This is a genomic window from Pseudomonas sp. Mn2068 (genome assembly GCF_049319725.1).
In the GTDB taxonomy this organism is placed as follows: Bacteria; Pseudomonadota; Gammaproteobacteria; order Pseudomonadales; family Pseudomonadaceae; genus Aquipseudomonas; species Aquipseudomonas gingeri.
In genome coordinates this window covers 302,998-320,959 of record NZ_JBMOUG010000001.1, presented here as the reverse complement: position 1 = coordinate 320,959, position 17,962 = coordinate 302,998, and the positions used below count along the sequence as shown (strand labels likewise).

Genomic DNA, 17,962 nt, shown 5'->3' with positions numbered 1-17,962 from the left:
AAAATCGGGAAGAGCGGCGACATCGCCTCAATCGCCCTTGCGCTTGAGCAGGTCGAGCATCACCGCGAAGGCGATCACCGCGCCGATCACCACCTGCTGCACAAAGGGTGAAATGCCCGCCAGGTTCAGGCCGTTGCGCAGCACGCCGATGATCAGCACCCCGACCAGGGTCCCGACCACGCTGCCCGCGCCGCCCTTGAGGCTGCCGCCGCCGATCACCACGGCGGCGATCACGTCCAGCTCATAGCCGACGCCCGCACCGGCGCCGGCAGTGTCCAGGCGCGAGGTCATGATGATTCCGCCCAGTGCCGCGCAGATGCCGGAGAGGATGTACACGGCGCTGGTGTAGCCCTTGACCCGGATGCCCGCCAGTCGCGCCACCTTGGCGCTGCCGCCGATGGCGTAGAGGCTGCGGCCGGCCACGGTGAAACGCAGCACGAACCAGAACAACAGGGCCAGCAGCAGGAAACACAGCACCGTCAGCGACAGCACGCCGCCATAGCGGATCACCGAGAGATTGCTGAACCATTCGGGAAAACCACTGACCTGGGCGCCATCGGTGACCATATAGGCCAGGCCACGGGCCACCGACATCATCGCCAGCGTCGCGATAAACGACGGCAGGCCGGCCCTTACCACCAGCAACGCGGTGGTGGCGCCGCAAGCCGCGCCGACTACCAGGGCCGCGAGCATCGCCAGCCACATCGGCACGCCGAGAGCCTGGCCGAGCCAGCTCATGACCATGATCGCCACCGCCAGCACCGCGCCCACCGACAGGTCGATACCGCCGATGAGGATCACCAGGGTCATGCCCAGGGCCATGATGCCGAGCACCGTGACCTGGTCCAGTACATTGAGCAGGTTGCTCACACTCAGGAAGTTGTCGGTGAAGACCGTCAACACCACGCATAACAACAACAGTCCGAGCAAGGGGCCGGCGACACTGCTGTCCACACCGATCCACTTGGGCAGCACACCGCCAAGGCGTGTTTTCGCCAGCAACTGATTATTCATACCCACATCCGCTTATTATTTGATTGTTATAAGATCGAGCATCATCCTGACAACTAACCGCGCAACTCCCGATAGCGTCCGCCCATATACAGCAGCGGCTGTTCCAATGGCTGGGTCATGACATCGATGACATTGCCGATCATCACCGTATGGGTGCCGTGTTCGATTTCCCGCACCACTTCGCAGAAGATCGCCGCCTGGGCGTCGGCCAGATAGCGGATACCATGGATACCGGTCTTCCATTCACCTTCGACAAAGCGCCGTTCGCGCAAGTCGGGCTGGCTGAAGATCCGGCAGATCGGTTCATGCTGGCTTTGCAGCATGTTCACGCAGAACAGCCCGGAACGTTTGATGATCGGCGAGGCACTGGCGTTGCGATTGACACAGATCAGCGCCGAGGCCGGATCCATGGACACCGAGGAAAACGCCGTGGCGGCGAGGCCGTGGGGCAGCCCTTCGGCATCGATCGTGGTGACCAGGGTGATCGACGCGGCGAAGCGCCCCATGGCCGATTTGAACTCGCCCGCCAGGTTGGCCGAATGGGCGACTTCCTGATAATGCACACGCATACATAAACCCTCTTTCTTATGTTTTTGTCATCAGCCCGGGTCTCCATTATTAACAATCAGCTGTGCTTTTCTATTCATCTTTGAAAAATTGACTTTTCAACTTCAGCGAAAGGTGAAGCCAACAAAAAACACATTTGAATTACATTCACCAATGCCCAGACAGCCCATTTCACTGGGCCGCGCAACAAATACGATTTATTCGGACAACATAAAGACAATAGCGTCACTTGAATAAACAGCCGATACTTCATCCACAACAAGAAACATTCATCGAGCAGTGGATTCAGTCATGGTTGATCGCTTGCAGGACATGCGACTGTTTCGCCTGGTGGTGCAGACAGGCTCCCTTTCCACCGCGGGTCGGCAGATGGGCCTGTCGCCTGCCGCCATGAGCGGTCGACTCAAGGCCATGGAAGAGTTTTATGGACTGCGCCTGCTCAAGCGCAATACCCGTTGCCTGAGCCCCACGCCCGAGGGGCAGCTCCTGTTCGAGAATGCGTTGAAGATCCTCGAAGAGGTCGATGCCCTCGACAGCATCATCAAGAGCGGCCATAGCGACCTGCTTGGCACCATCGGCCTGACCTGCCCCACCGACCTGGGCCGTCAGCGGATCAGCCAGTTGGTCGACGCCTTTATCGGCGAGAACCCCAATGTCAGCATTCGCCTGTTCTTCACCGACCGGCTGCTGGACTTTGTCGAGTCGGGCTCGGATATCGCCATTCGCTTCGGCGACCTGCCGGACAGCTCGCTGATCGCCCGCCCCCTGGGGTTCGATCGGCAGATGGTCTGTTGCTCTCCGGCGTACCTGGCGCGTTTCGGCACCCCGCGTACTCCCGAGGACCTGCTGGAACACAATTGCCTGGTGCAACTGCGCGCCGACTTCGCCCTGGATCGCTGGCGCTTCTTCGAGAAAGGCGCCGCCACCACGGTGCAGGTCAAGGGCAATCGCCTGGCCAATGACGGCTTCACCCTGCGCCAATGGGCGGTGCAAGGCCTGGGCGTCATCTGGAAGTCGGCCTGGGAAGTGGCCGAGGATATCCAGTCAAACCGCCTGGTGGCGGTGCTGGAGGATTACCAGTGCCCGACCACCGAGTTCCACCTGCTCACCGAGGGTGGCAAGAAGCTGCCGCGCCGGGTGAAGTTGTTCGTCGATTTCGCCGTGGACTACTTCAAGCACCTGGACACTCCGGCCCGGCACCTGCTGACTCCGCCCGTCCATGGACGCCCGATGCCCGTCTGCCTGTCCTGACGTGGCGCGCAGGCATGCATCGCCCCTAACGGGCCAGCTCGCTGGCGCTCCTGAGCGAGTAAAGGCATTCCTGCTCGATGGTCGCCCGTAACTGTGCGGCCTCCTGTTCCAGGCGCTCGCACATGAAGTCGACAAACACGCGAATCTTGCGCGACAACTGGCGGCTCGAGGGCCAGACGATATTCATGGTGTCCGGTGGGATCAGATAACCATGCAGCAGGCAGCGCAGCGAGCCATCAGCCAATGCTTCGCGGGCCAGGAAGTCGGGGATGGTCCCCAGGCCGAAGCCTTTGAGCAGCGCCCCCCGGACCATCTCCATGTTGTTGCTGACCATCACCGTGCGGGTCCGCGGCTCGCGCGTGCCTTCCTCGCGCAGCAGGGGGAAATCCAGCAGCTTGCCATTCTTGAAGTAGCGGAAACGCACCGCCAGGTGATCGTCCAGGTCAGCCGGTGTCAGTGGCGTGCCGTGACGCTCCAGGTAGGACGGCGCGGCGCACAGCACCGGTTGCACACCGGGCAAGGTGCGGCGCATCAAACGCGAGTCCGGAAGTTCGCCGCTGCGGATCGCGATATCCACGCCTTCCTCGATCAGGTCCACCAGCTTGTCGCTGAAGTCGAGGTCCAGTTCGATATCGGGATACAGCTCCATGAACGCGATCAGCACCGATTCGAACAACGCATAGCTGGCCGCCGGCATGCTGATCCGCAAGCGCCCGCGGGGAACTTCCGTGGACTGCGACAGGGTCGCCTGGGCGTCGTCCAGGTCATCGAGAATGCGCCGGCAACGCTCCTGGAACACCCGCCCCTCGTCGGTCAGGCTGAGGCTGCGGGTCGAGCGCTGGAACAGCCGCACACCCAACTGTTGCTCGAGCCGGGTCACCCCCTTGCCGACCGCCGACGCCGACAGTCCCAGCGCCCTGCCCGCGGCAACGAAACTGCCCAACTCTGCCGTGCGGATAAAGGGCATCAAGCCACTGAGTCGATCCACCTGCGTCTCCCATTCGATCCTTTTATTCCGATATAGGCGGAATATTTACCGTTTTTAACTCGATTACTCGCTCTTTAAGATCCTTGCATGTTCTGCCGGCCCCGGTAAACCACCGGATCGTCGGCGCTGTCACGCTCACTTCCCGGGTGCGGTACTCGCCCGACGCAAGGATCTCGACCGATGTCCACTCCGCTTCTGCAACAACGCCTGATCTTGCTGGCCGTGTGCATCACGGCCATCACCATGCCCTTCAACTTCACCGCTGCCGCCGTGGCCCTGCCGGCCATAGGCCGGGCCTTCGGCGGCTCGCCCATGGAACTGAGCTGGGTCACCAACGCCTTCATGCTGACCTTCGGCAGTTGCCTGATGCTCGCCGGCGCCCTGGCCGACAGCTATGGCCGCAAGAAGGTCTTTATCGGCGGCGCCAGCGCCTTTGCCGTGCTCGCGGCGGCACTGCCCTTCGCCCCCGACCTGGTGGTGTTCGACATACTGCGGGCAGCCCAGGGCCTGGCCGCGGCGGCCGCTTTCTCCGGCGGCATGTCGGCGCTGGCGCAGGTGTTCGACGGGCCGGGGCGCATCCGGGCCTTCAGCTTCGTCGGTGCCAGCTTCGGTATCGGCCTGGCCTTCGGCCCTGTGCTGGCCGGGGCGATCATCGAGGCCTTCGACTGGCACCTGATCTTCCTGCTGATCACTGTGCTGGCAGCCATCTCGCTGGTCCTGGCCGCGCGTTGCATGCAAGAGTCACGCAATCCAGAGGCCGCCGGGATCGATTGGCCGGGAGCGATAACCTTCACCTGGGCGCTGGGAATCTTCACCTTCGCCATCCTCAAGGTGCCGGAAAGCGGCTGGACCGACCCGCTGTCGCTGGGCTTGTTCGTCGTCGCGTTGCTGTCCTTTGTCGCCTTTGTGCTGATCGAGCAGCGTGTCGCGCAACCGATGCTCGACCTGTCGCTGTTCCGTTTCCCGCGTTTTGTCGGCGTGCAACTGCTGGCGGCGGCCCCGGCCTACTCCTTCGTGGTGCTGCTGATCCTGCTGCCGATCCGCTTCGTCGGCATCGAAGGCATGAGCGAAATCGCCGCCGGCTGGTTGCTGATCGCCCTGTCGGCGCCACTGCTGGTGTTGCCGATTGTCGCCGGTTACCTGACCCGCTGGTTGTCGCCCTCCACCTTGTGCGGCAGCGGCTTGCTGGTCTGTGCGGCGGGACTGTACTGGCTGAGTCACGTGCCGGTGGGCAGCGGCGCCTGGCAGTTGGCCTGGCCGATGCTGGTGATCGGTGTCGGCATCAGCCTGCCCTGGGGCTTGATGGATGGCATGGCGGTCAGTGTGGTGTCCAAGGAACGCGCGGGCATGGCCACCGGCATTTTCAGCACCACACGCGTGGCCGGTGAAGGCGTGGCCATTGCCGTGGTGACCGCATTGCTCTCGGCCTTCACGGCCGGCAACCTGGCCGCGCTGCCTGCCGATGCCCTGCCGAATATCGTCGCCGCCGCGCAACACCTGGCGACCGGCGACCTGAGCGGTGCCGAACACCTGCTGCCCGCCGCCGGACGCACCGCATTGGCCCAGGGCTACAGTGCCGCTTTCAGTACCCTGCTGCTGGTATTGACCGCCATCACCGTACTGACGGCCGCCGTGGTGTTCCTGTTCCTCGATCGCGGCTCGGTCGAGGACGATAGCGATGATGAAATGCTCACTCACCTCAAATCCCCACACCAAGCGGAGCATTTACTCCCCCAACCTGCCGAATGTGACTGACAGACAGGTTCCAGCCGTTGCAAGCATCCTCCATGGAGATTGGAAACCCAGCGCCTTAAAAATTAACCAACTTGCCAAATAGAACCTACCGGGTTAATTTCTCCATGGAAAAGAAAACGCCCCATTGCAGGCTATCGACCCTTCGAACATTGATAGCCGCAGGACGAGTGAAATCAACCTCATCAGCCCTCGTCAGCGCAGCTGCTCTGGAGGAGTTGTAAACATGAAATGCCCTGTGTGTACGGCCGCCGAACTGGTGCGTGATACCCGTGACATGCCTTATACATACAAAGGTGAATCGACGTTCATCGCGGCAGTTACCGGGGACTACTGTCCCGCCTGCGGAGAGAGTCTGCTGGATGCCGCTGAATCCTCGCGCGTCAGCACTGCGATGCTGCAATTCAACAAGCAGGTCAATGCTTCTATCGTAGATCCCGGCTTCATCACGGCAGTGCGCAAGCGGCTCGCCCTGGATCAGCGTGAAGCAGCCGAGATTTTCGGTGGTGGCGTCAATGCTTTTTCACGCTATGAGAATGGCCGAACCAAACCGCCACTGGCGCTGGTAAAACTCTTGAAACTGCTGGATCGCCATCCTGAACTGCTGGCGGAAGTAAGAGCGGTCTAGATCACCACCGTTCAGGCACGCCACGACGCAACCGTGGTCGTTCACAACGGCAACGAGCGATCCTGAATCACGTTCTTCATCACCAGGGTCGATGTCAGGCGCTGGACATTCGGAAGCCTCGACAGGCGCTCGTCATAAAGCACCTGGAATGCGGGCAGGTCCCGGGCGATGACATGGAGCAGAAAATCCGGCTCGCCAAACAGCCGTTGCGCTTCGACGATCTGCGGTATCTCGGTCAACGCCTGTTCGAAGGCCTCCACTGCCCGGTGGTCGCCTTCACGCAGGGTCACGAAGACCATCGCCGAGAAATTCAGGCCCAGCGCGCGTGGATCCAGCTGCGCGCGATACCCCAGGATCACCCCCGACTCCTCCAGGGCCCGCACCCGCCGATGACACGGCGACAGGCTCAGGCCAACCCGATCGGCCAACTCGGTCACCGACAGGCGCCCGTCCATTTGCAGCTCGGCAAGAATCTTCTGGTCAATCCTGTCCACTCGAAAAAATCTCCCCAAAACCATCAGGCACATTGGAATAATAGAGAAAATATTCTAACCGACTTTAATTATTCTTTTCGTGGGCTTCAGAGTTTCCCGGCCACCCGCGCGGGTTGAATCAGACGAGCTGCCTTCCCGCCATCCACGAGAAAGAACCATGCGAATCCCCCCTGAAAGTGCCTGCAACAATGGCTTGAAAACACTGCCCGACTGTCATCGGCAATCCACCCCACGCAATTCTCACAGGTAGGCGAACATGACTCCCAGTGTTCTGGCCGCCTTCTGGGCGGTGTCGTTTCTGTTCGTGGTCACCCCGGGGGCGGATTGGGCCTATGCGATATCGGCGGGGTTGTTCGGTCGTGTGGTGATGCCCGCCGTGGCCGGTCTGTTGATCGGGCATCTGATGGCGACGCTGATCGTGGCCGCCGGTGTCGGAGGGCTGGTGGCCAACCATCCTGTCGCCCTGTCCGTGCTGACCGTCGCCGGAGCCGGTTATCTGCTCTGGCTGGGCATCAACATGCTCCTGCATCCTTCCGTGCCCAGTGCCGCAGAGGGCCAGGTGTCGGGCTCCTGGGCGCGCTGGACCGTCAAGGGCGCCTGCGTCAGCGGCCTCAATCCCAAGGTCTTCCTGCTGTTCCTGGCCTTGCTGCCGCAATTCACCGATCCGAGCGCCGCCTGGCCGGTGCCGCTGCAGATCATGGCGCTGGGGCTGCTGCACACCTTCAGTTGCGCGGTGATCTATCTGCTGGTGGGATTCGGCTCCCGCGTGGTGCTGCAGGCACGTCCCGTCGCCGCCAGGAGGGTCAGCCGCCTGTCGGGGGCGATCATGGTCCTGATCGCCGTGATCCTGTTGATGGAGCAACTGTCGCGCTGAGGGCTTCAGGCACCCTCGAGTCGATCGAGATAGGCACAAAACATATCCGCCATGGCCTCGGCATAAGCCTCGATTTCAGCGCCGGTGCGCGGGGTTTCCGAAAAGGACTTGCCCACCGAGCTGAGGGTCGTGGTGATCAGGTCGCAAGCCAACGCCCGTGTCGTCGGCGAGGCACCGGGCAGCACCTCGTGCATGAAAACCTGGAAAATACCGCGCCCCCGGGCCCTGACCTCCCGGGCCTCGGGTGCATCGCGATACAGCGGCGCCGCATCATTGAGGGCGACACGGACCTCGGCCTCGTCGCACTCGGACTGGATGAACACATGGACCAGCCTGCGCAGCCTCGCCAATGGCGGGTGCCGCGAATCTTCAAGAATGCTGCCCAGCATATCGCTGGTCTGGCGCCATTCATCGCTCTGCAGGCGAAAGAGGATCGCCGCCTTGTTCGGAAAATACTGGTACACCGAACCGACACTGACGCCGGCCCGCTCGGCCACCCGCGTGGTGGTAAAACGGCGCATGCCCTCCTTCGCCAAAACCTGAACAGCCGCTTCCAGAATGGCCGTGACCAGGTCATTGGAGCGAACCTGCCGTGGCTGTTTACGTGAGGCAATCTGCGGGGTTGGGCGCTCGGTCATGGGCAAGGCTCGCAATGCGAATAGAAAACATGAAGGTTTGTTCGCATTATAACCCCTCACCGACTTGCCAAGGAAAACCCCATGACCACCTTGACCCGCGCGCCTCTCGCGCCCCTGCTGGATCGCCTGTTCACCCAGGCGCAGTCGCCGATGACCAGCAGCGTCTTCTCGGATATCTCGAATGAAGAGCGCACGCGCCTGATGCGCAGCAAGACCGAATACCTGGACCTCTATACGCAACTGAAGGAATTCCCGCTGGCCGTTTCCCGGGAGACCGGCACCCTGCTCTACATGCTGGCCCGCGGTTGCAATGCCCGGAACATCGTCGAGTTCGGCACCTCGTTCGGTATCTCCACCCTGCACCTGGCCGCGGCACTGCGCGACAACGGCGGTGGTCGGCTGATCACCAGCGAGTTCGAACCGTCCAAGGTGGAGCGGGCGCGCGCGAACCTGGAGGCCGGCGAGTTGCTCGACCTGGTGGAGATTCGCGTGGGGGACGCCTTGCAGACCCTGGCCAGGGACCTTCCCGACAGCATCGACCTGGTCCTGCTCGATGGCGCCAAGGCGCTGTATCCGGACATCCTGAACCTGCTGGAGAGCCGCCTGAAACCCGGGGCGTTGATCATTGCCGATAACGCCGACTACAGCCCCGAGTACCTGGAGCGAGTGCGTGCGCCTGGGGCGGGGTATCTGTCCGTGCCGTTCGCCGAGGATGTCGAGCTGTCCATGCGCCTGGGTTGAACGACTGGCAGCATCTATCCGTATTGCCCTGACCGCCGGCTGTTGCCGGCGGTGCCGCAACGCCCAGGCTAAGGCTTCAATCCCAGCCGCTCCATGGCCTCATGGGCCTCGATGATCATCCCGGAGACCTCGGCGACCGTGACATGCAGGCTGGTGGCCCGTGAGCGCATATGTTCGTAGGCCTGTGTCTCGGTCAGATTCTGGCGTTCGACCAGCACCCGAATGGCCTTTTCAATCTGCCGACGCGACTTGATCGTCAGTTCAAGCTTGTCGATCTTGCCCTGCAACTTTTCCTGGTAGCTGTACGAAGCCCTCGCCAGCACCAGCGTGCTGAGAATCCCGGAGGAACGAAAGGGTTTCGAAATCACCCCATGGGCACGGGTATCGAGGAGCAACTTGAGGATGGTCGGGCTTTCGTAGTCGCTGAGGGCGATCAGCGCCGCATTGACCGAGGCGCCCGACCAGATCCGGTTGCCTTCCAGCTCCTGCGTGATCTGAAAGAGAATGACATCGACGTCCGCGGGCGGCTCCGAGGGAAATGGCCATACGACCTTGACCCGGCAACCAATGCGTTTCAACTGCTGCATGACAATATCGCGGTCGTCCCCGGGCGGATAGACGAGGGCAACGCAGATACTGCGCAGATCTTCATAGAGACGGCGAAGACTGGAACTCATGGCGTTACCTCAACCAAAACTCGGAGAAGCCGAAAGTGGAGAGGTAAGGATCGGGTTTCACCGGGCCTGAACCTTCCCATACGACGTCGAACTGTCCGTCACTGCGACAGATACCGATCCGGGGAGTCAGGGCGCAATGGTTGTTTTCAGCATCAATGGCGATCGGTCCTTCCGGGGAGGCGAACTTGACCTTGTGCACGGCATCGACCAGTTTGCGCCGGTCCAGGCTGCCGGCGCGCTCCAGGGCCCGTGCAAACAAGTGGACCTGAGAATACGCCATTTCCGACCAGGTGCTGGTCGGGCGGTCGCCGAAGCGCTGGCGCCACAGTTCGATGAAGCGTTGATTACTGTCGTTGGGCAACGAACCGAAATAGGTCGCCGCCGTGATGTGGCCCTCGCACAACGGCGGGCCGATCAGGCGGATTTCTTCCTCGGCCATGGACAGGCTGGCGATGGGGATCTTCTTCGGATCCAGTCCATGCTCGCCATAGTGCTGGTAGAAAGAACGGGCCGACTGCCCGACCAGGGTCGAGAACACCACATCCGGCTGCGCGTCGCGGATTTCGTTGAGGACGTCCTTGAGCTGCTCCAGCCCCGCGTCGATGGGCAGGTAGACCTCATCGACGATTTCACCGCCGTATTGTTCAACCACGTCCCTCATGATGCGATTGGATTCGCGCGGATAGATATAGTCTGCGCCCACCAGAAAGAACCGGGTGCCCTTGTTCTGCAACAGGTAGGCGGCGAGCTGGATGCTGTTCTGATTGGGCACGGCGCCGGTGTAGATGATGTTCGGCGAGTATTCGAAGCCTTCATAGAAGGAGCAATACCAGAGCAATGCATTATGGCGCTCGACCAGCGGCAACACGGCCTTGCGGCTGGAGGAACGGGAGCAGCCGAAAATGACGTTGATCTCGTCTTCGATGAGCAGCTTGCCCGTCAGGCGCCGGTATTCCTCCGGTGACCCCTTGGGGTCATAAGCGGTGGGGATCAACGGCAGATTCAGCACGCCACCGAGCGCATTGATTTCCTCGATGGCCAGCGCGGTGCCGAAAAAATGCTCGGACTCGGTGACCGCGGTGGCCCCCGAGCGCGAGTACAAGATGCCAACCGGCCATCCCTGATCCCTGGTGACTGCTGTCCTGGTGCTGGGCATGGCGCTCACCTATCGATCAAAAATGGCTTGTAGTTCGGTCGAAGACCGGGGGACCTGCATAGCCAGCATCAACATGATCCTGGCTTTCTGCGGGCTGAGGTCATTGGCGAAGATCACACCGGCATCTTTCAGCGTCACACCGCCCCCTGTAAAGCCATAGATGGGCCTTACCCGCCCGCGCGGCACACGGCTGGCGATGACAACCGCGATGCCCGCTGCGATGGCCTCGAGAATGGCGGCATACATCGCGGCATTCACATTGCCCGCCCCCAGGGCCTGGATGACCAGGCCCCGGGCACCCGCCTGCACGGCGGCGCCGAGCAGCGCCCCGTCCGCGCCGGCGTACATCGGCACGATATCGACCCGCGGCAGCTCGGCATCCCCCAGCAACAGAGACTGCCGACGGCAGGAGGCGCGATAAAAGGTGACACGATCGCCGTCCACCCTTCCGAGCAGGCCGGCGTCGCCGGAGTTGAATGACTCGACGTCCGATGTGTGGGTCTTGCTGACTTCCCGGGCGGCATTGATCTGATCGTTGAGGACGACCATCACGCCCTTGCCCGTTGATTCAGGCGCAATGCATACCCGTGTGCCGCTCTTCAGGTTGCGCGGTCCGTCGAAGTCCGCCTCGGAGGCATTGCGCTGGGCACCGATAAGCACCACCGGCTTGTCGGACGTCAAGGTCAGGTCGAGAAACCAGGCGGTCTCTTCCAGGGTATCGGTGCCATGGGATACCAGTACCCCGACGATCGCCTCGCGCGCCAGCGCGGCCTCGATCTCCCGATGCAGCCGCCGCCAGCGCAGTGGCCCCATTTCGACTGACGGCACATTGGACAGGTTGTTGACTTCCAGTCGCGCCATCGTCGCCAGCTCAGGCACCGCCTTGAGCAAGTCGCTGCCTGACAGCGCCGGAATGGGCGCCGACGTCGAAGGGTCGACTTGCATGGCGATGGTGCCGCCCGTGGCGATGAACAGGCACGCCGGCAGTTCGCCAGAACTTGACAGGACCATGAGCGTCACACCCTCAGATGGTTGAAAATGGCTTCGGTGGCACCCGGCGCATTGGCATCGCCCTCCTCCTCGATTTCACCTTGCTTGAGTACAAGGTAGCGATCCGCGACCTTCAAGGCGAACGGCACATTCTGTTCGATAAGCAGCAGGGTCGTGCCGTGAGCCTCTCGCTCGTGCACCAGGGCCACGGCAATCCGCTCAATCACCGAAGGCTGCAGGCCCTCGGTGATTTCGTCCAGCAAAATAATCGCGGGACGCATCATCAGGGCCCGCGCCACCAGGAGCATTTTCTGCTCGCCACCCGACAGTGTGCCGGCGTACTGCTTCAAGCGGTCCTTGAACACCGGGAACACCGGCTCGATCGCCGCGAAGCGCTCATCGAACAACGAATCCTTGTCGAGCCCCATGCGCAGGTTGTCGCGGATGCTCAGTTCGGTGAACAGGGCCTTTTCCTGGGCGGCATAGGCCACGCCGACCCGGGCGACATGATGCGGCGACAACCCGGTGATGTCGCCTTCATTGATCCGTACGGTGCCCTGCTGCTTCGGCAGGTAGCCCATGATGGTCTTGAGCAATGTCGTCTTGCCCATGCCGTTCTTGCCGAGCAAGGCCACCGCTTCGCCGGCACGGACCTTGAACGACAAATCGCGAATGACCACCGAAGCCCTGTAGCCGCTGGTGACCGCATCGAGTTGCAACGTAGCACCGTTCATACGACCTCCCGTGGGACGATTGCGGATCCGGCATAGATCGTCTTGACCAGCTCGGAGTTGACGACTTCCTCGAAAGTCCCCTGCATGACCATCCTCCCCTGGTGCAAGACCACGATCCGGGTAGCGATCTGTTCGACGAAATCCAGGTCGTGTTCAACCAGCAGGCAACACAACTTGTAGCGGTTGGCGAGCAAGGACAGCACGACACCGATTTGCGTGCGCTCGGTCTTCGTCAGTCCCGCGGTCGGCTCGTCGAGAAGCACGACGCGCGGCTCAAGGGCCAGCACCATGGCCAGCTCCAGCGCCTGCTGCTCGCCGTGGGACAAATCGCGCGCGACCACGTCGAGCAGGGTATCCAGCCCGGTGACCCGCAGGACATCGAGGGCATAGGACGGCAAGGCCAGGGTATCGGCCCGACGGAACAACAAGGGGCGCCCGTGAAGGAGGCTCGCCATGCGCAGGCACTCGGCCACGGTCAGCGACTCGAAGATATTGGCATTCTGGAACTTGCGCCCGAGGCCGAAACGGACGCAGGCCTCGGCCGGAAGCCGGCGGATATCGTTGCCACACAGATGCACCGTCCCCGAAGTACGATCGGCGCCGTCGCTCATGCAACGCATCAGGGTGGTCTTGCCGGCACCATTGGGTCCGATCAGGCCGACCAGGTCACCGGCCTGCGCCGTGAGATTGATGCCTTGCAATACCTTGAGCGAACCATAGCTCTTGGTGACTTCGTCCATGACCAGGGCGGGAGCACCGCCCGATCCGGGCGCCTCTCGGGTGGCGCGCTCGACCAGCGTGGGGGCCTGCCGCGTACGAGCGCCGAAGCCGAAGGGCTTGAGCAAGACCGGGACGATGCCCTGCGGGAGCAGGACGATCACCAGCACGAAAGACAGGCCGAGGATCAACTGCCACAGGAACGGCATCCGACTGCCCAGGTAGGCCGTGGCGACGTTGATCAGGATCGCCCCCGCCATGGGTCCCCACAATGTCCCGCGCCCGCCCAGCGCGACCCAGATGATCAGCTCGGTGCCCAGGACGAAACCGGATAACTCGGGGGCCACCACGCCGCTGAAGGCGCCGTAGCCAAAGCCGGCGATCCCGCTGATCGCAGCCGTCACGATCAGCAGAACGATCTTGATGGACGGGACATTGATGCCCAGGTACGCACACCTGGATTCGTTGTCACGTATCGACGCCAGCACCCGCCCCGCGTCACTGCGCACGAAGAGCCAGGCGACGATACCGGTCAGCGCGGCACCGCCACCGGCGATCCAGTACCAGGCCGGCAGCGACAGATCGAAGGTGTCATAGCCGGTCAGCCCCGAACTGGAACCGGTCCATTCGCCGCCGGACAGCAGCAGCTGCGTCATGACGATGGGCAACACCAGGGAAATCACCGTGGCAAAGAACGGCGATGCCCCCCGGTAGAACGACAACCAGCCGACCAGGCCAGCCACCGCCATGGGGACGACAATCGCCAGCCCGATGGCGATGGCAATGGCGCCGGGCGAAAAACCGAAGTGCGTGAACACCAGCCCCGCGGCATAGGCCCCGATGCCGAAGAATGCCGACTGGCCGAAGGTCAGGTAACCGGTATAGCCCCACAGCACATCCACCGTGATGACCACGATCGCAAACAGAAAGGCCTTGATCAGCAGGTTGAGGACGTAGCTGTCGAAAATCCAGGGACCCACGGCCAGCAATACGAGACCGACCAGGGCCAATGCACCTGAGCGTCCCCATGCCCCCTGGCGAACGGATCGCGTGGATGGGCGGTTCGCCGCCTGCAACGTGGTATTAGTCATGTGCGAACCCCTTTGGACGAATACGCAAGGTCAAGGCCGCCAGTACGGCAATCGTCAGTCCACCGAGTACCGGGCTGGCGTAGGTGCTGACGATGACCTGGCACGCCCCGAAGACCGCACAGGTTGCAATCAGGCTGAGCATCGAATGCCCGGAGACCATGACCAGCATGAAGGCGGACACCAGCCAGGTGATGCCCATGCCCGGATCGATGCTCGACAGCGGGCTGATCAGGGCACCGGCCAGGGTACCCAGGCCCGCCCCCAGGCTGAACGTGATGAAACGTATGCGCCCGGCGTGAATGCCCAGGCCACTGGCCAGTTCCTCGTTCATGATCACTGCCCGGGTCTTGACCCCGAAACGCGTGCCGTTGAGCAGCGCCGTCAGCAGTGCGCACAAACCCAGTGCCAGGGGAATCAGCAGCAACCGATACGAGGAGTATTGAGTGCCACCGAACGACCAGGTGCCTGTCAGCGGCACGTCCGCGAATTTCACATCCCGACCGAAGCCGATGATGATCAATTGACCGATGACGATACCCAGGCCCCAGGTTGCCAGGATGGCGTCCAGGGGCCGCTTGTACAGTGGCCGGACAATCAGGTATTCGATGACCGCGCCGACCAGCATCCCGGTCGCCAGGGCCAACGGCCAACCCAGCCAGGGGCTCCAGCCCAGTTGAGTGACGACAAAAGCCGCATACCCGCCCATGGTCAGTAACGCACCGTGGGCAAAATTGACGATTTTCATGATGCCGAAAATCATCATCAGGCCGGCTGTCACAATGAACAGCATGGCGATAGTTGTTGTTATATCGAGCATCAGAACCATGACGTCTCCCTCCGGGGAGAATGCAACGCGAAGCAATGCCTGGTGATCAGGCCCTTGATCATTTCAGGCCCGGACATTGGTCACCCGGACTGACACCTTCCTGGGTTGCCAGGATGCGAATCGAGCCATCGGCCTGGATCTGGCCCAGGCGCATCGCCAGCGGGGTATGACGGCTGGCGTTCATCCGCACGACGCCACGGGGCCCGACCACCGATACCTCCTTCAGCGCCTCGACGACCGCGGCGGAGTCGGTGGAACCGGCTTTCTCAACCGCGGCCTTGTAGAGGAAAAACGCTTCGTATTGCGGTTCGGAAAGCTCGTTGGGCGTCGACAGGTTGCCGGCGAATTTCTGCCCCAGGTCCGCGAGGAATTTCTTGTTTTCCGGCGTGTCGATACTGGTCAGGTACGAGGCCGACATATACATGCCCGTCGCGACATCGCCCATGGTCTTGCCCGTGCCTTCGTCGATGGCCAGGTTGCCGTAGGGCAGCGTCAAGGCAGCCGCCTTGAGCTGTTTGGCCAGCGACACGTTCGGCGCGCCACCGGCCGTGGCACTGATCAGTGCATCGGGTTGCAGCGAGCGGATCTTGGAAATGACCGCGGTCCAGTCACTGCCATCCATCGGCAGGTATTCTTCGCCGATGACCTTGCCACCGTGTTGCTCGATATAGGCCTTGGTGAACTTGAGCATGCCGCGGCCGAAGGCGTAGTCATTGCCCACCAGGAAGTAGTTTTTCGCACCGAGCTTCTGGCTGAAGTAATCCACCACCGGCGCTACCTGCTGCTCCGGCACCCAGCCGTTGACATACATCCACTTGTTGCAGGAACGCCCCTCATAGAACGAGGTGTAGATGTATGGCACGCGACCGCGGGAAACGATCGGCAACGCGGCATTGCGCGCGGCGCTGTTTTCCATCGCGATGATGGCGTCGACTTTCTTTTCCAGGACCAGCGTATCGAAAGCCTTCTGCGCCCCGATGGCACCGGACGCATCATCGACAATCTCCAATTGCACGGGACGGCCGAGTATTCCTCCGCTGGCATTGATCTGCTCAACGGCGAGCTGCGAGGACTGCACGACAGCAGGCGCCACGACGCTGTTGGCGCCTGACAGCCCGACTGCCACACCTATCTTGACAGGCTCTGCGGCCTGGCCCTGAGCTGTCAGCAACGCAGTAGCGGCCAGAACAGCGATGCGGATGAGCGACTGAGTGGATTTCATCTGAATATCCTCGGTTGATTTTTATTGTAGGTAGGGGTTAGTAGCGAGGGAGTTGCCAGCCCGTGCCGAGCATGGGGTCGTAGATGTCGCTGCGTCGGTCACGCAGGACCGTGTTGAACAGGGTCAGGTGCCGGGATTGGCGGGACGCCTTGAGATTGATCTCGGCGTAGAGTATTTGCTGCTGATCCGCACTGCCCGGGTCGGTCAATGGCCAACCGTCGGCCCCGACGATGAGACTGTTGCCGATAAAGCGCTGGCCCCGTTCGGTGCCCACGCGGTTGGCGCAGATAATGTTCAGGCTGTTGGCGTGTGCATTGGCCATGGCCAGGGTATTGGCCATGATCATGGCGTCATCGCGCTGCCCCGCCATGGGCACCCAGTTGGTGGGCATGCAGACGATATCCGCGCCTTGCATGGCCAGCAGTCGATAGACTTCGGGGAACCAGCCGTCATAGCAGATGATCATCGCCAGGCGGCCAAAGGGCGTATGGAAAACCGGCAGGCCAAGATCCCCGGCCTCGAAGTACAGGTGTTCGTCGCCCCACAGATGGAGCTTGCGATAAGTGCCGACGTAACCTTGCGGCCCGACCATCACGGCGGAGTTGTAGAGCTTGTTGCCCACGCGCTCCACAAGGCCGGCGATCACGTAGATGTCGCGTTGCCGGGCGATGTCTGCCCAGGCCTGGGTGCTGGCTCCTGCCGGTACCCGCTCCGCCAGGTCGAACGCTTCTTCGCGGCTGGAAAAGACGTAACCGCTGCTGGCCAGTTCGGGCAAGACAACGACCCGCGCACCGGCGCTCGCCGCCTCATCGATCAGGCGCAATGACACTTCCAGGTTGTGCGCCTTGCAGCCCACGCGGGGCTCCATTTGCACGGCGGCCACGCTGAGACCGGGAAATTCCTGGGGTGAATCGGAGGGTTGCAAGGTCGACATATAAAATTTTTCCAAAAAAAAAGCCCCCGAATGCGCTGTTAACGCAAATCAGGGGCTTCTATAGCCGGTATGTACTCAGCACTATTGCTGAGGGTCTGCAATCTCTCGAAAAGAAAAGGCGACCTGTGAAATCAAATTACACAGGTCCACCGAATGCTGTCAACGCATTTCAATCGACGGCCATCGAACCCGCGAAGTACCCGTCGACAGCGTCGGCACCTGCGTGTCACGGACGGAACCGTTCAGGGAAGAACGCTATCGAGTAATTCACGGACCCTCGCGCGATTGGCGCTGCCCCACTCACACAACGGCACCAACGCCGCCGCCAGGGATTGACCAAACGCCGTCATCTCGTAATCCACTCTGGGCGGAACCTCCTGATAGTCACGACGCACAATGATCCCGTCGCGAGCCAGTTCGCGCAGTTGTTGAATCAGCACTTTTTCGCTGATCCCGGTCACCAGTCGCTTCAACTCGCCATAGCGTCGTGGCCCACCGTTCAGGTGGAACAACACGATCGGCTTCCACTTGCCACCGATCACAGCCAGGGCCACTTCCAACCCGCAATCACGTTCAGTCGTGCTCATGAATTTTTCTGCCTACACACCTTTTGGTAGGTACTACCATATCAGAATGTATCCATGCACACTCATCCCGAACCTACCCAC

19 protein-coding genes are annotated in these 17,962 nt (G+C 61.7%); 5 read left to right on the top strand and 14 right to left on the bottom strand.

The window, feature by feature from the left end:
* Window positions 1-27 precede the first annotated feature (27 nt).
* Both ACL9RJ_RS01555 and ACL9RJ_RS01550 read right to left on the bottom strand, forming a co-directional pair.
* Window positions 28-1,014 (bottom strand): ABC transporter permease, encoded by a 987-nt coding sequence (locus tag ACL9RJ_RS01555; protein WP_017128532.1) that lies wholly within the window; start codon window positions 1,012-1,014, stop codon window positions 28-30.
* Between the two features lie 53 nt (window positions 1,015-1,067).
* The gene (locus ACL9RJ_RS01550; protein ID WP_017128533.1) at window positions 1,068-1,583 is read right to left on the bottom strand and encodes a flavin reductase family protein; all 516 of its coding nucleotides are present in this window, start codon (window positions 1,581-1,583) and stop codon (window positions 1,068-1,070) included.
* A gap of 289 nt (window positions 1,584-1,872) precedes the next feature.
* Between ACL9RJ_RS01550 and ACL9RJ_RS01545 the strand changes: the two genes are divergently transcribed.
* A complete protein-coding gene (locus ACL9RJ_RS01545) occupies window positions 1,873-2,832 on the top strand; it encodes a LysR family transcriptional regulator (RefSeq protein ID WP_017128534.1) in 960 nt (319 codons plus the stop codon).
* Window positions 2,833-2,857: 25 nt separating this feature from the next.
* Here ACL9RJ_RS01545 and ACL9RJ_RS01540 read toward each other — a convergent pair whose 3' ends face one another.
* The gene (locus ACL9RJ_RS01540) at window positions 2,858-3,820 is read right to left on the bottom strand and encodes a LysR family transcriptional regulator (RefSeq protein ID WP_042936491.1); all 963 of its coding nucleotides are present in this window, start codon (window positions 3,818-3,820) and stop codon (window positions 2,858-2,860) included.
* A gap of 180 nt (window positions 3,821-4,000) precedes the next feature.
* Here ACL9RJ_RS01540 and ACL9RJ_RS01535 point away from each other — a divergent pair, with 180 nt between their 5' ends.
* Both ACL9RJ_RS01535 and ACL9RJ_RS01530 read left to right on the top strand, forming a co-directional pair.
* Window positions 4,001-5,575, top strand: a complete 1,575-nt coding sequence (locus tag ACL9RJ_RS01535) for an MFS transporter (RefSeq protein WP_422764786.1) — start codon at window positions 4,001-4,003, stop codon at window positions 5,573-5,575.
* 223 nt (window positions 5,576-5,798) lie between these two features.
* Window positions 5,799-6,200 carry a type II toxin-antitoxin system MqsA family antitoxin gene (locus tag ACL9RJ_RS01530; protein ID WP_042936492.1) on the top strand — a complete coding sequence of 134 codons (402 nt, stop codon included), beginning with the start codon at window positions 5,799-5,801 and terminating at the stop codon, window positions 6,198-6,200.
* Window positions 6,201-6,241: 41 nt separating this feature from the next.
* On the opposite strand, the gene ACL9RJ_RS01525 is transcribed toward ACL9RJ_RS01530, so the two are convergent.
* On the bottom strand, window positions 6,242-6,694 hold the full coding sequence (locus tag ACL9RJ_RS01525; RefSeq protein WP_422764785.1) for an Lrp/AsnC family transcriptional regulator: 453 nt from the start codon (window positions 6,692-6,694) through the stop codon (window positions 6,242-6,244).
* Window positions 6,695-6,950: 256 nt separating this feature from the next.
* Here ACL9RJ_RS01525 and ACL9RJ_RS01520 point away from each other — a divergent pair, with 256 nt between their 5' ends.
* Complete coding sequence (locus ACL9RJ_RS01520) at window positions 6,951-7,568, top strand: LysE family translocator (protein WP_422764784.1); 618 nt, start codon at window positions 6,951-6,953, stop codon at window positions 7,566-7,568.
* 5 nt (window positions 7,569-7,573) lie between these two features.
* On the opposite strand, the gene ACL9RJ_RS01515 is transcribed toward ACL9RJ_RS01520, so the two are convergent.
* Window positions 7,574-8,206, bottom strand: a complete 633-nt coding sequence (locus tag ACL9RJ_RS01515; protein ID WP_177108234.1) for a TetR family transcriptional regulator — start codon at window positions 8,204-8,206, stop codon at window positions 7,574-7,576.
* A gap of 81 nt (window positions 8,207-8,287) precedes the next feature.
* Between ACL9RJ_RS01515 and ACL9RJ_RS01510 the strand changes: the two genes are divergently transcribed.
* A complete protein-coding gene (locus ACL9RJ_RS01510; RefSeq protein WP_177108233.1) occupies window positions 8,288-8,947 on the top strand; it encodes an O-methyltransferase in 660 nt (219 codons plus the stop codon).
* Window positions 8,948-9,015: 68 nt separating this feature from the next.
* On the opposite strand, the gene ACL9RJ_RS01505 is transcribed toward ACL9RJ_RS01510, so the two are convergent.
* From ACL9RJ_RS01505 to ACL9RJ_RS01465, 9 genes are all read right to left on the bottom strand, one after another.
* On the bottom strand, window positions 9,016-9,624 hold the full coding sequence (locus ACL9RJ_RS01505; protein WP_017128542.1) for an ANTAR domain-containing response regulator: 609 nt from the start codon (window positions 9,622-9,624) through the stop codon (window positions 9,016-9,018).
* Window positions 9,625-9,628: 4 nt separating this feature from the next.
* On the bottom strand, window positions 9,629-10,726 hold the full coding sequence (locus tag ACL9RJ_RS01500; protein ID WP_017128543.1) for a transporter substrate-binding domain-containing protein: 1,098 nt from the start codon (window positions 10,724-10,726) through the stop codon (window positions 9,629-9,631).
* A gap of 63 nt (window positions 10,727-10,789) precedes the next feature.
* The gene (locus ACL9RJ_RS01495; protein WP_017128544.1) at window positions 10,790-11,791 is read right to left on the bottom strand and encodes an asparaginase; all 1,002 of its coding nucleotides are present in this window, start codon (window positions 11,789-11,791) and stop codon (window positions 10,790-10,792) included.
* A 5-nt stretch (window positions 11,792-11,796) separates the two neighbouring features.
* Entirely contained in the window at window positions 11,797-12,504 is a 708-nt protein-coding gene (locus ACL9RJ_RS01490) for an ABC transporter ATP-binding protein (RefSeq protein WP_017128545.1), read from the bottom strand.
* Window positions 12,501-14,312, bottom strand: a complete 1,812-nt coding sequence (locus ACL9RJ_RS01485) for an ABC transporter permease subunit (RefSeq protein WP_042936494.1) — start codon at window positions 14,310-14,312, stop codon at window positions 12,501-12,503. Before ACL9RJ_RS01485 ends, ACL9RJ_RS01490 begins: the two co-directional genes overlap by 4 nt.
* A complete protein-coding gene (locus tag ACL9RJ_RS01480) occupies window positions 14,305-15,138 on the bottom strand; it encodes a branched-chain amino acid ABC transporter permease (protein WP_042936495.1) in 834 nt (277 codons plus the stop codon). The genes ACL9RJ_RS01485 and ACL9RJ_RS01480 overlap by 8 nt, the downstream gene beginning before the upstream one ends.
* A gap of 58 nt (window positions 15,139-15,196) precedes the next feature.
* Window positions 15,197-16,360, bottom strand: coding sequence for a substrate-binding protein (locus tag ACL9RJ_RS01475; protein WP_017128548.1), 1,164 nt, complete (start codon window positions 16,358-16,360; stop codon window positions 15,197-15,199).
* 37 nt (window positions 16,361-16,397) lie between these two features.
* Window positions 16,398-17,294 (bottom strand): nitrilase family protein, encoded by an 897-nt coding sequence (locus tag ACL9RJ_RS01470; RefSeq protein ID WP_422764783.1) that lies wholly within the window; start codon window positions 17,292-17,294, stop codon window positions 16,398-16,400.
* 242 nt (window positions 17,295-17,536) lie between these two features.
* Window positions 17,537-17,881: a winged helix-turn-helix transcriptional regulator gene (locus ACL9RJ_RS01465; RefSeq protein ID WP_042936497.1), complete on the bottom strand. Its 345-nt coding sequence runs from the start codon at window positions 17,879-17,881 to the stop codon at window positions 17,537-17,539.
* Window positions 17,882-17,962: the final 81 nt, after the last annotated feature.